The sequence below is a fragment of the Glaciecola sp. G7-5 genome, from assembly GCF_055808975.1.
Genome location: NZ_CM147892.1, coordinates 420,539 through 433,293, shown reverse-complemented (window position 1 = coordinate 433,293; position 12,755 = coordinate 420,539). Strand labels below are relative to the sequence as shown.

Annotated in this window: 10 protein-coding genes; 5 read left to right on the top strand and 5 right to left on the bottom strand. The window is 43.6% G+C overall.

Annotated features, from left to right (window positions below):
- Positions 1–19: 19 nt before the first annotated feature.
- The 4 genes from AC0L6H_RS01815 to AC0L6H_RS01800 form a co-directional block, all read right to left on the bottom strand.
- Entirely contained in the window at positions 20–376 is a 357-nt protein-coding gene (locus AC0L6H_RS01815) for a hypothetical protein (protein ID WP_473392230.1), read from the bottom strand.
- Positions 333–2,081 (bottom strand): DUF4962 domain-containing protein, encoded by a 1,749-nt coding sequence (locus AC0L6H_RS01810; RefSeq protein ID WP_473392228.1) that lies wholly within the window; start codon positions 2,079–2,081, stop codon positions 333–335. The genes AC0L6H_RS01815 and AC0L6H_RS01810 overlap by 44 nt, the downstream gene beginning before the upstream one ends.
- A gap of 61 nt (positions 2,082–2,142) precedes the next feature.
- On the bottom strand, positions 2,143–3,948 hold the full coding sequence (locus AC0L6H_RS01805; RefSeq protein WP_473392227.1) for a sodium:solute symporter family transporter: 1,806 nt from the start codon (positions 3,946–3,948) through the stop codon (positions 2,143–2,145).
- A 125-nt stretch (positions 3,949–4,073) separates the two neighbouring features.
- Positions 4,074–5,087: a LacI family DNA-binding transcriptional regulator gene (locus tag AC0L6H_RS01800; protein WP_473392226.1), complete on the bottom strand. Its 1,014-nt coding sequence runs from the start codon at positions 5,085–5,087 to the stop codon at positions 4,074–4,076.
- Positions 5,088–5,444: 357 nt separating this feature from the next.
- Between AC0L6H_RS01800 and manD the strand changes: the two genes are divergently transcribed.
- From manD to AC0L6H_RS01780, 4 genes are read left to right on the top strand one after another with little or no spacing between them, the layout of a single operon-like run.
- Positions 5,445–6,662 carry a D-mannonate dehydratase ManD gene (manD, locus tag AC0L6H_RS01795; protein ID WP_473392224.1) on the top strand — a complete coding sequence of 406 codons (1,218 nt, stop codon included), beginning with the start codon at positions 5,445–5,447 and terminating at the stop codon, positions 6,660–6,662.
- A 50-nt stretch (positions 6,663–6,712) separates the two neighbouring features.
- A complete protein-coding gene (locus AC0L6H_RS01790) occupies positions 6,713–7,852 on the top strand; it encodes a Gfo/Idh/MocA family protein (RefSeq protein WP_473392223.1) in 1,140 nt (379 codons plus the stop codon).
- 12 nt (positions 7,853–7,864) lie between these two features.
- Positions 7,865–9,610, top strand: coding sequence for a sodium:solute symporter family transporter (locus tag AC0L6H_RS01785; protein ID WP_473392222.1), 1,746 nt, complete (start codon positions 7,865–7,867; stop codon positions 9,608–9,610).
- Positions 9,611–9,657: 47 nt separating this feature from the next.
- Positions 9,658–10,500, top strand: coding sequence for a hypothetical protein (locus AC0L6H_RS01780; protein ID WP_473392220.1), 843 nt, complete (start codon positions 9,658–9,660; stop codon positions 10,498–10,500).
- An 8-nt stretch (positions 10,501–10,508) separates the two neighbouring features.
- Here the strand turns inward: AC0L6H_RS01780 and AC0L6H_RS01775 are convergent, their stop codons facing one another.
- Positions 10,509–11,339 carry a LysR family transcriptional regulator gene (locus AC0L6H_RS01775; RefSeq protein WP_473392219.1) on the bottom strand — a complete coding sequence of 277 codons (831 nt, stop codon included), beginning with the start codon at positions 11,337–11,339 and terminating at the stop codon, positions 10,509–10,511.
- Positions 11,340–11,516: 177 nt separating this feature from the next.
- On the opposite strand from AC0L6H_RS01775, the gene AC0L6H_RS01770 reads away from it, so the two are divergent.
- Positions 11,517–12,707 (top strand): acyl-CoA dehydrogenase, encoded by a 1,191-nt coding sequence (locus AC0L6H_RS01770; RefSeq protein ID WP_473392217.1) that lies wholly within the window; start codon positions 11,517–11,519, stop codon positions 12,705–12,707.
- The last annotated feature ends 48 nt before the right edge of the window (positions 12,708–12,755 follow it).

Sequence of the window (12,755 nt, the reverse complement as noted above, 5' to 3'; positions counted from 1 at the left end):
CGCTATATTTACCGCTCACTCATGGGCAATAACTTGTGGTTTTCACGACTCTCCCCGCCTTGTCCTTTAGTATCGATACCCATTTTGATGATGATTGAATGTCGCCATAAGCAATCTCATTGGTAGGCGAGAACAGGAAGGTTTCAATGTGACTACTTGAGCTAATTTCAACGCCAATACAGTCTTCATTTTTAATAGCTTTGATAGATAAATCGTTATTGTTTGTGGTGCTTTGTGCGTTTTTAGGCTGCAGAACGTTTAGGAAATAAGTGTTTTTACTTTTGACAGAATTCTCGACCAATAGGGTTTTAAGACTAATACGCCTAATATCGTCAGGACGCTGCGGCGTCATGATTTCTTCCACAAGTGTTCTCATCAATTTTGCTTTTGCTCGCTTGTGGAAATACAGTGAAGATATTTAGCGCACCTTGGCCGTTGAGAATTTGAAACTGGTCGTCAGCAACTTGTTTAGCATATTTTTCGCTGTGTATGCGCCAAGTATAGGTGTGTTCTAAATTGCTTTCTAGTTCGTCTAATAATATGAAGTAACCGCATTCGCTATTAACGATGTGCCTTGCATTGCGCTTAAGCTCCATTTCGGGATAGTACATTTTGCTCGACTCGCCTACTGCATAAGTGTAGCCATTTTCACTTGAGTAAGCTTCAATTTCGGCGGTGGCGCTTTTAGGTACATCTCGCCATACATTGTGAATGCCTTTGCAGTTTAAATCGAATAAGACCGGGTCGCTTAGGTCACCTTCTTGCCAAATTTTTTCGCCCACGCAGCCGGTTCCATCAACGGTAATCAAGTTATGAATTTCAGCTTTAGAAGTACGATTATAGCCTTCATCTATGACCAATGAGGCATGGTTATGAATTAATATAAACTGATTAAAATCTACGTGATAATGCGTAAGGCTGCGGGTTTTCCAATCGTTTTTTTGGTCCAAGTCCCAGCTAAGCTCCCATTGCTTATGGCCTCCTGGCGGGCTTGATTTGAACGAAAGGTGGGTTGCTTCACTATCCCAGCTAGAACGCATTACAACAAGGCCGAGATCTTCAAAATGCTTAGTGAGTGGTAAATTTTCTGGCGACTTTGCTTGTATATTAGGGTTATACCAAATGAGTTCTAAAAACGCTTCGGGCAAGATACCTGGGAAAATCTTACTTTGATAAGCTTCTTTGAATAAGAACTCTTTACGAACTAATTCGCCTAACCATTGTGCATGGCCGTTGTTGTATTCTGAGGCAATCTTATAGTAGGCACTAATTGAGTGAGAGCTTCGTTTGTCGTGTACGTCAGCAAAGCCAATGTTTTCTTCCCAGTTAGGGGCACACTGATAGAGCCTGTATTCGAAGGTGTTTTTCATAAAGGCTGCTTCGAAATGATTTGCCCCTCCTTCGCCACGAATTAAATCGGCGGCAACTAAAAAGAAATTCATAGCGTAGCGCCAATATCCGGTGCCTTCGTAATTCGAGCCATCGTCTGGCAAATAAGAAAACACCTTTTCAAAGTTGTCTTTAATTTCACTAATCCATATTTGCGCCGCGCTATAATCTGGTCGAATTGCACAGGCGGTGGTCAATAAGCCAGAATAGTTAATCCAGTTATGGTTTTGCCAATAGTTAGTTGACCAACAATGGCCAAGGTTTTCTTGTCCGTAATCAAATATTTTATTGCCTTGGAGAATCAATTTATCAAGAAACTTTTGACGTTCTTGTTCTGTTAGATGCTCTTTTAGCCAGTCGTATGAAAGACCTAAACCAAATAACATCCACGACGCACTCAAATCGACATCAACTAAAAACCCATAGCCCCAAACGTCATACTCTACGGCTGTGAAAATCCAGCGTTTGGCCTCTTGTAAGTAATGATCTTGTTCGGTGAGTAAATAGGCTAGGCTTAAGTTTGCCGCCGCCATACCCATGTAAGTAATACTGGTAGCAGGCGGCTGCTTTGAGAGTACTTCAGTTTCGTAAAGAGCGCACTGCTCAAGTAGTCGTGTTAGGTGCGCTTTATGCGTTGTGTTAACTTGCGCTGTGAGCACATCAAGTTGGTCGTTTATGAGTAAATAATGCATGCTGAGTTCCGGTACTTTTAGAAACGCTTGATACCTTAGATATGGGTATCCCGAGTCTGAGTTATAATCTTTTGTTGGTTGTGGGTGCCGCGTTGGAGCTTCCTTGGTTCAGGACTTTTGGCTTTGCTGCTTTTAACATAAGCAGGCTAATCACTCCAATCGTTAGCGCCAATACTAAAATAACCGCTCTTCCACCTACGGGGTTTGGAATGATGAGCATAAGCGCAATAAAAACAGCAACCGCTAGACCAAAACGCCCGATAGCACTTAACTGGCTCAAGTCATTTCCTTCACCAATTTCCTTTTCAAAATCGATGGGGGTTTTCATATTAAAAAAGAAGGTGTCGACCATTTTACGATGGGCTGAGTCTCGTTTAGGGGCAAATAATATTGATATCAAAAAGCCGAAGGTGCTGGCAGCAAAGACCGCAAAAAATTGTTGTTGGAAATGCCACTCAAAAGTATCGCTATAGGCTTGTGAAAACCCAAAGTAAATTAGCTCTATTTCCAAATAGGCCACGCACGAAACGATAAGGCCGCAGGCAATCGATGCCAGCGCTGCCCACCAAGGTGTTTTACGAATAAACATACCAAATAACAAAGGGATGGTGATGGGCATCAATAGCAAAGTGCCTACTTGCAGCATTATTTCAAAGATCCCTGAGCCATCTTGCTGCGCAAAATATAGGGCTAAAAGCACAACTAAAAAGCCCATAATCCACGTTAACATGCGCCCGTAATTCAGCAATTCTTTTTCAACTTTTGTTCGCCAACGCAATTTACGTGCAACCTTGGGATAGATATCTTTAATTAGAATCGCTACGTTGGTATTAAGCCCAGTATCCATCGAACTCATTGTTGCCGCCACGATGGCCACGACAATCAAACCGACTAATCCAGTTGGCAGCAGACTAATGCTTACCACCGCGTAACTTGCTTCTGCGGGTTTGGCAATGTCAAAAGCCATGACTAATTCAGGATATAAAAGCCGCGCGGTGATTGGCGGTAAAAACCAAATGAAACTGCCTAATAACATTAGCACACAACACAAAAGCGCAGCTTTGCGTGCTTCAGGGCCATCTTTGACTGAAAAATAACGAGGTGCGGCGTTCATCGAGTTAAAGACGATAAACTGTTTTGCCATCATTGCACTGGCCCAGCCCCAAGTATACGCGCCGCCAAAGAGGGTGCTTGAATTGACCATGCTATATTCTTCGCTCAAACCTTGCTCTTTGATTTGCGTAAATAAATTTTCAAAACCACCTAAGGCATCTAAACAGAGCCAAGCTACCAATAAGGTCAATGGGACTAAGATCAGCCCTTGTAGAAAATCAGTGGCCATAACCGCCCAGCGCCCACCTGTCGCTGAATATAAAAGCACGACGATGCCGCAAACCACAATTACATGGTTTATATCGTAGCCAAAAACAGCGGAACAAAAAATACCTAAGCCGTATAAGGCCATCGCAGAGTAAAGAATACGTATGGGCACTTCGTAGTAGGCATAGAAATCGCGCGTTAGGTTACCAAAACGAGCAGCAATGGCTTCAGGGAAAGTGGTTACTCTCATCTGTCGTAGCCAAGGCCCCATAAAGAGAAAGTTCACAAAGAAGCCCAGCGCATTGCCTAAAAAGATAAACATCGCCGAGAAGCCCGACTCATAGGCAATTCCTGCAGCTCCGGTAAAAGTCCAGGCACTAAAGGCGCTCATAAAAGCGCTACTTCCTACCAGCCACCAGGTCCCTTTACAGCCGCCTTTAAAGTAGTCATCAGTATTGCTAGAAAACTTTTTGAAAACAAAGCCAACGATAATAATCAGTAGTAAATAAGCAATTATTACAAAGTATTCGATATTAGAAATATCCACTTTTCTACCTCAGCTGTAGGGCGATGATTTAGCAACTAAATCGGTTTAGTAAATAACGGTAGCATATTCGCAATCATTGTCAATTTTCAGCTATTTGCGCATGTTACAGAAAAGATCAACAGGCCCTAGTCAAAGAGCTGTTTACACGATTGCCGCTTGGTGATTGAACAAGCGATCATTGTTTTTTGGGCATGTTTGTTTTTATCCGTGATGTTTTCAAGCAACAACTTTGCTGCTTCTTTGCCCATGATGTAGGGTTCTTGCTTAACCACCGTTATGGGGACTTTAAAAAACTCTGCCATTGGAATGTCGTCAAAGCCGATGAGTGAAACATCATCGGGAATAGATATATTTTCTTTGTTTAAATAGCTGAGCAGTTGCGTGGTAATCGCTAGATGTTGGGTGAAAAAAGCGCTTGGTGGATTGTCTGAAGCAAGCAAGCTCTTGGGGGATTGCTTGAATCCAGTCTCTCTGTGCCAATATTGGATAAGAGATTTATCTAACTCAATATTATGTTTTTCAAGGGCTTTAACATAACCAAGGTAGCGTTCGTTTCTGGATTTTACGTCTTTAAAAGCTTGTGTTACAAAGCATATGCGCTTATGACCAAGGCGGATTAGATACTCGGTCGCGTCAAATGCAGCTTGGCGATAATCTGATAGGATGAGGTTTTTTTCACTGCCATCATGCTCTAACTGAAAATGAACAACGGGCATGCCTTTATCAATATACTCGCCGATTAACTTATTATTTTCGCCAGAGGACGCGATAATAATGCCGTCCACTCTTAATTGGTATAACGCTTCAAGTGATTTAGCTTCGGTCTCGGGGTCAAAATCAGTATTGTATATGAGTGCGTTATAGTCACAGGTTTTACAAAAATCATCCACGCCACGGATAGTGTGGCTCGTGTCAAAACCTGTAATGTCTCTGACAATCACCCCTATGGTTTTGGTTTTATTGGCTTTTAAGTTTCTAGCTATGGGATTTGGCACATAGTCTAGGGTTTTAATGGCGGCTCTAATGCGGCCTTGTGTGTCTTTTGACATATAGTCAAAACGGCCATTGATGAACTGAGATGCCGTACTTTTAGAGACAGATGCGAGGCGAGCAACATCCACTAATTTTACTTTCGTCATTCTTGATTATGTCTGTTAATAGTGAAAATCCCGTGATGTTGACATATTGCAAGATTATGTTAATTTGGTCAACTAAACCGGTTTAGTAATTTGCAGCTAGTTTAGGTGAAACGTCATCGTCGTGACGATATAACGTCACCATCGCGAAAAAGGAACGTCATCTCCGCGAAGGCGGAGATCCCCTAAAAAGCATAGTAAATCGCATAAAAGTTTACAGTTTTGCGTGTGATTTTGGAGGTTCTTGCCTTCGCAAGAATGACGTGGGGCAAATTGTAAGAATGACGATGGTCAAATTACAATGCCGACGCTAGCGAGAGGCGAAACCGAAGAGTTTTAGATCTAGAGTGAGAATAACAGTTGAAAATTACCGATATTAGCGTGTTCGTTTGTAGCCCTGGCAGGAATTTTGTCACTGTGAAAGTGACTACAGATGCGGGTATTTATGGTTTAGGTGATGCCACCCTCAATGGTCGTGAAATGGCGGTTGTTACTTATCTTGAAGAGCATGTTGCGCCCTGTCTTATTGGACGTGACGCTCATAACATTGAGGACATTTGGCAATATCTTTACCGAGGTGTTTACTGGCGTAAAGGAGCTGTAAATATGGCAGCAATCGCCGCTATTGATATGGCATTGTGGGACATAAAAGGGAAAGCCGCGGGCATGCCGGTGTATCAATTACTTGGCGGTAAAAGCCGGCGCGCAGTCAACCTATACGCCCATGCAAGTGGCGACAGTATTGAAGATACACTAAACAAAACAGAAGCCCTTATCATCGAAGGCTTTAAAGCAATCCGCCTTCAGTGCGCGGTGCCCGGCCTTAAGGTAACCTACGGCGTGCTTGGCGATAAAGCCGATTATTTTGAGCTTCAAGGTAATCGCCCCTTACCACCAGAAGAAGATTGGTCGACGCAAAAGTATTTCAACATGGTGGTATCGTTATTTGAACAAGCGCGAGCGCGCTTTGGTAACGATATACAGCTATTGCATGATGTTCACAGCCGTTTAACGCCCATTGAGTCTGCACGCTTAGGTAAGTTATTAGAGCCCTATGATTTATTGTTTTTAGAAGACGCCTCTATTGCTGAGAACCAAGACAGTTACAAAGTGATTCGCCAACATACCACCACGCCTCTGGCGATTGGTGAAACATATAACACTATATGGGATTGTAAAGAGCTCATCCAAAATCAACTCATAGATTATATCAGGGTTGCTGCCACTCACGCAGGGGGCATTAGCGCGTTAAGGCGCATTGCCGATTTCGCCAGTATACATAATGTGAAAACTGCTCCCCATGGTGCGCCTGATTTATCCCCGGTTTGTTTTGCCGCTCACATGCATTTAAATATTTGGGCGCCTAACTTTGGTATTCAAGAATTTGTGGGCTTTGGCAATGAGCATTCACGTCGTATCTTTAAACATAGTGCTGAAGTAAAAAATGGCATGGCATACGTAAGTGAGGCGCCAGGTCTAGGTATAGAGTTTGACGAAGAAGCGGCAAAGGAATATCCCTACAAGCGGTCCTATTTGCCAGTCAGTCGATTGGAAGATGGTACGCTTTGGCATTGGTAGAACAAAGCATAGAATGAATAAATTCGATTTTGAAAAATCAGGAAAATAGAATGAGTGACAAGATGCGTGTATTGGTGCAAGGCACCGGTTTTGCAGGTCAGGGCCATACGGCAGCATTTCGCGACATGGGCGCTGAGGTAGTTGGCATGGTAGGCAGAACGAAAAGTGTTGTGCAACAGGTAGCTAAAGATTTAGACATCCCCTACGCTGGTACTGATTGGCAACAGGCGCTGATTGATTGCAAACCCGATGTTGTTTCTATTGCTACGCCCGGCGGCGCTCATGAAGAGGCAATTCGCCAAGCAATAGAGTTTGGTTGCCATGTTTTTAGTGATAAACCGCTGACCGATAATGGAAAAAGCGCGCAAGCACTGTATGAACTTGCACTTAAAAAGAAAGTGAAAACCGCATTTGCTGCTAGCTTCAGATATATGCCAGAGGTAATACACGCAAAAAGACTGGTTGAGGCAGGAGTCATTGGCGAGCCCCTAGAAGTTGAGTACATTTCGCACTTTAATTTAGAACGTAACATTCCGTTTGGCTGGTCACACAGAAAAGAAGACGGCGGTGGGCGTTTAAACAATAACTTCACTCACAAGCTATCTATTGTAACGTCTATTATTGGTGAAAAAATCTTGTCGGTTATGGGTGACCTTCGCGATGATTTAGGCCGTGCCCCCATCGTTGAAGGCGTGCACAACTTTAAAACCCGCCGTGACTTTATTCCCGAAAACATTGATGAGCCTTCTCTTAAATGGGGCGAGTCAAACGTTGAATGGTCGTATACGGTACTTGCGCAAATAATGAGCCCAATCGCCACAAAGCCGGTGTCGGTGATGTTCAAACACGGTGGTTTACAGCCACGTTTTAACGAAGATCATATTGTTATTTATGGCAGTGAAGGCGCTATTTATATCATAGGTCATTATGCAAGTGGCCCGCTATATTTGTATGACCAAAATAACGAATGGGTTGAACAAGCTTTGCCTGAGGATATCGCCCAGGCCGTGCCTGAAGCAGAAGGCGATACAGAAAGAAACTGGCGCGTGCTAATAAAAGCGCTGCTTAGTGATATTAAAGGTGAAGACGTTGCCCCCTATCAGAGCTTTAAAGAAGGGGCCCAGTATCAACAAATAATTGATATTTTACGCGAAAATGACAACTGGGTTGATCTTAGTCATCTGCAGTAAAAAGGTCGTATCATGTTTTATGAATACTTAGTTATTGCAGGCTATTTTTTACTGATTATCGGTATTGGATTTGCCTTCAAAAATATGGCGAAAAACTCAACCAGCGACTACTTCCGTGGCGGTGGTCGAATGTTATGGTGGATGGTAGGCTCAACCGCCTTTATGGCGCAGTTTTCCGCTTGGACCTTTACCGGCGCAGCAGGAAAGGCCTTTACCGATGGGTTTGCCATTACTCTGGTGTTTTTTGCCAATACCTTTGCTTACTTTTGTGGCTGGTTATATTTTTCTGCACGTTTTCGTCAAATGCGCGTTGATACACCAACCGAAGGTATTAAACGGCGTTTCGGCCCGCAAAATGAAACTTTCTTCTCGTGGGCGCTTATCGTTTTCAGCTTCATCAATGCAGGGGTTTGGCTTAATGCCTTAGGCGTTTTTGCCAGCGCGGTGTTTGAAGCCGATATTACGCTAACCATCGTGTTTACGGGGCTTACCGTTGTCTTTGTGTCTGTATTGTCGGGTGCGTGGGGCGTGGTTGCTTCTGATTTTGTGCAAACCCTCATTGTGGCAGTAATCTCAATTGCCTGCGCTATTGTTGCACTGGTCATGGTCGGCGGCCCAGTTAATTTAGTCAATAACTTCCCTAGTGATTTTGTGATGGGGCCGAATATGAACTACGGCCTGATTTTGGTTGGCACCTTTGTGTTCTTTTTAGCCAAACAAATGATCACCATCATGAATATGCACGATTCATTTCGTTTCTTAAATGCCAAAGATTCTGCCAACGCTCGTAAAGCCGCTTTATTGGCGATGGTGTTGATGGGCTTTGGCAGCATTATTTGGTTTGTGCCGCCTTGGGCTGCCGCCATTTTATATCCTGACGCCGCGGCTGCTTATCCTGAGCTTGGTAACAAAGCTGCCGATGCGGTGTATTTGGTCTTTACCCGCAATGCCATGCCGGTGGGCACCGTTGGTTTGTTGTTAGCAGGTTTGTTTGCAGCAACTATGTCGTCTATGGATTCTGCGCTTAACAAAAATGCGGGTATCTTTGTAAGAAGCATCTATCAACCACTGCTGCTTAAAAAAAATAAAGGGGTGGACGATAAGCATTTACTTAAAGTGAGCCGCTTGGTCAGCTTAATTAGCGGTATATTTGTTATCATCGTTGCCTTGTTCTTTAAATCATTGAAGGAACTAAGCTTATTTGAATTGATGATGAACATGTCGGTGATGATACAGGTACCTTTGCTAATCCCACTAATTTTAGGGCTTTTCATCAGAAAAACACCAAAGTGGGCATCGTGGATTACTGTGGCAATAGGCCTTGTTGTATCTTATTGCACAGCCAACGTGTTGACCCCAGACGTACTTGCGAATTGGCTGGGCTTTGAGCAAGAGTTTACGCGGCGTGAGTCTATTGACCTTACACTGATGATTACCATTGGCGCACACATCATTATTACGGCTGGCTTTTTCTGTTTAACAAGTTTGTTTTATAAAGAGGCTAATGATGACAATAAAGCAGAAACACAACGTTTCTTTGCTGACTTAGAAAGGCCGGTAATCGCAGACTTTGAGCAAGATGGCTATGACAGCCAGCAACGTCGTAAACTAGGTAGTATGGTTATTTTTATGGGATTTGGCGTACTGTTTATGACGCTTATTCCGAATCCAATGTGGGGTAGGCTGGTATTTGTGTGTTGTGCATTAACCATATTGACTATAGGCTTTTTACTTAAAAGAAGCGCAAAGATTAGCTAAGTACTAGCTATGTGTTTCGAGCTATGTATTGCAAAAGAGGGAAAGAGATGTTTCTAAAAATAACTAGGCTTGTTTTACTAACTTGTTTGGCGGCTTTATGCATTGCCTGTGCGTTTGGCTCGGGCTCTGGCAAAGGAAAAGTAAGCTTAACTCATGGCATTGATGTCAGCGCTGGCAATCTTCCAGCTTATATTGTGACTATTTCTAATGCGACTTTTTATCTCGAAAAAGACGGTGGCGGTTTATCGAGCATACTTGATTCAGAAGGCGTTGACTGGCTTGGTTTCAACGATAAAAAGGGCTCGGGCTGGAAAGGGGAGTATAGAGGTTTTCCAAATGCCATCCACAAACAAGACGGTAATTACTTTCATGCTATGAACGCAGGGACCGACAAATCAAGCTCTACAATAAGTATTGAAAGCAGCGAACATGTGCAAATTATTTTTACTTCGGGTAATGGTAAGTGGCAAGGCACATGGGATTTTTACCCAGACCGCTGTGACTTCACCATGTCACAGGTAAGCCAAGGCTATCATTATTGGGTGCAGTATGAAGGTGTCCCAGGCGGTGATATGGATGGAGAGGACTTTTGGTATGCATCAGTTGATCGCAAAGCTCACCCAATTAACGAGGCCTTCATTGGCGATTTACCTGCCCCAGAGTGGTTTGCCTTTGGCGACCAAAAAAGCCCGCGCATGCTTTATTTACTGCATCATCAAGATGATGAGCACCCTGACAATTACGTAAGTCGACCTTATATGACGGTATTGGGCTTTGGACGCAGTGACAAAAATAAATTTTTAGACAGCCCAAGTCGCTTTTCTATTGGCTTTGTGGAATCAACACAATACGAAACATTAGAAAGTACGATTAGTAGTATTTTAGAATAGCAAAAGCCCTAGCGCCTATGTTTTATGACGACTTGTTGCAACTGTTCAATGACGCTGCTTGACCTTTTAAAGGCAAAAACAATTTCGCGCATTAGGCGTAGGCCCTCTATGGGCCTGTAAACCACCTCAGGTTTACTGAGCACTTCAGTGTGGGCCGGCACAAGGGCACAGCCTAGACCTGCTTGGACTAGCCCCAACGCATAGTCAATCGTTTGAATTTTGGCTCGTATATCTACGCTAAAGCCGGCTAAGGTGAGTGTGTCATTTAGATGCGTCCACGCTACACAGGGAGTACGCTGAATAAAGGGCAGTGCATCTAACTCTGCCAAGGTGATACTTTCTTTTAAAGACAATACATGATTATACGGAATGGCGAGTAAATAGTGTTCTTGCCAAATGGTAATAAATTGTTCGTTGTCCTCTATTTCTTCTTTCATGATGATGCGCGCGTCGCAATTTTGAGTATGAGAAACCAAGGTTAATTCCATTAATTCCTGAGAAGCGGTAAAATCTTTTAATAACGCGCTCATGCGTTCAACCCCTAGACCTTTAGTGACGCCCAGTAAAAATGCTTGTTTTAGGCTGGTCTCGGTAAATAATTTTGTGATGGCGTCGGCTTGCCCGAGTAACTGTTGCGCCAAGGGAAACAAGCGCTCACCCGTAATCGTAGGGCTAACGCCGCGTGCATGGCGGTTAAAAAGCGTTGTGTGTAAGGTATCTTCTAGCTGCGCGATAGCTAAGGATATAGAAGGCTGAGCAACAAAACATGCCTTTGCCGCAGCACTAAAACTACGGTGTTGATAAACTGCAACAAAGTATTTGAGACTGCGTAAATCCATAGGGCTTGTATTATCATTAAGGCTGAAAAGTTACGTATAGTTTACGCCTATGACTGATAAAGAAAATATATATTTTAACTTTGGCATGCTTTTCATTATTATCCACATAATAGCAATAGCGTACTCGTTTGTGTTCTTAGCAGAACAGAATTTAGTTAATTACAAAGGTGTGATGTCATGTCTACAGAAGCAAAAAATAAGCCCGTTTTTAACTGGGAAGATCCCCTATCTTTGGACTCTGTGTTGTCTGAAGAGGAACGCATGATTAGAGATAGTGCGCGTCAGTATTGCCAAGAAAAGCTCATGCCCAGAGTGCTTATGGCAAACCGAAACGAAACTTTTCACCCTGAAATTATGACCGAGTTAGGTGAATTAGGGCTGTTAGGCGCCACTATTCCTGAAAAATACGGCTGCGCCGGCGTTAATTACGTAGTGTACGGTTTGGTAGCCAGAGAAGTTGAACGCGTTGACAGCGGATATCGCAGCGCGATGAGCGTGCAATCTTCATTAGTGATGCATCCTATTCATGCCTATGGCAGTGAAGAGCAGCGCATGAAATATTTACCAAAACTAGCAACGGGTGAATACATAGGCTGTTTTGGCTTAACGGAACCTGATTCTGGCTCTGATCCGGCCAGTATGATAACCCGAGCCGTGCCGGTTGATGGCGGGTATAGCTTAACTGGCGCTAAAATGTGGATTACCAATTCACCCATTGCCGATATTTTTATAGTGTGGGCAAAACTAGATGGCGTTATTCGCGGATTCATTTTAGAAAAAGGCATGGAGGGCTTAAGTGCCCCTAAAATCGAGGGTAAATTTTCGCTACGTGCATCGATAACTGGCGAAATTGTTATGGACAATGTGTTTGTGCCAAGCGAAAACATGTTGCCCAATGCCAAAGGTTTGTCGGGTCCATTTGGTTGCTTAAACAAAGCGCGCTACGGCATTGCCTGGGGCTCATTAGGCGCAGCAGAATTTTGCTGGCATGCAGCGCGTCAATACACCCTTGATAGAAGCCAGTTTGGCAAGCCATTGGCCTCTACGCAGCTGATTCAGAAAAAGCTCGCGGATATGCAAACTGAAATCACCGTTGGTTTATTTGCGTGTTTGCAGGCGGGCCGCTTGATGGATGCAGATGCCCTGCCGCCAGAAGCCATTTCTTTAATCAAACGTAATTCATGTGGCAAAGCACTGGATATTGCCCGTCTTGCTCGTGACATGCACGGTGGCAATGGCATAAGTGATGAATACCATGTAATTCGTCATGTCATGAACTTAGAAGCGGTAAATACCTACGAAGGGACCCACGATGTCCATGCGCTAATATTAGGCAGAGCCCAAACCGGTATTCAAGCCTTCTTTTAAGCACCATGGGCTAAGTATAAGCACAACGCGCTAAGCACGGCCAACATT

Coding starts and splice junctions, on each gene's coding strand:
- AC0L6H_RS01810 (WP_473392228.1), bottom strand. CDS start 2,081: ATGCATTATTTACTCATAAACGACCAACTTGATGTGCTCACAGCGCAA.
- AC0L6H_RS01785 (WP_473392222.1), top strand. CDS start 7,865: ATGTTTTATGAATACTTAGTTATTGCAGGCTATTTTTTACTGATTATC.
- AC0L6H_RS01775 (WP_473392219.1), bottom strand. CDS start 11,339: ATGGATTTACGCAGTCTCAAATACTTTGTTGCAGTTTATCAACACCGT.
- AC0L6H_RS01790 (WP_473392223.1), top strand. CDS start 6,713: ATGAGTGACAAGATGCGTGTATTGGTGCAAGGCACCGGTTTTGCAGGT.
- AC0L6H_RS01780 (WP_473392220.1), top strand. CDS start 9,658: ATGTTTCTAAAAATAACTAGGCTTGTTTTACTAACTTGTTTGGCGGCT.
- AC0L6H_RS01800 (WP_473392226.1), bottom strand. CDS start 5,087: ATGACGAAAGTAAAATTAGTGGATGTTGCTCGCCTCGCATCTGTCTCT.
- AC0L6H_RS01815 (WP_473392230.1), bottom strand. CDS start 376: ATGAGAACACTTGTGGAAGAAATCATGACGCCGCAGCGTCCTGACGAT.
- AC0L6H_RS01770 (WP_473392217.1), top strand. CDS start 11,517: ATGTCTACAGAAGCAAAAAATAAGCCCGTTTTTAACTGGGAAGATCCC.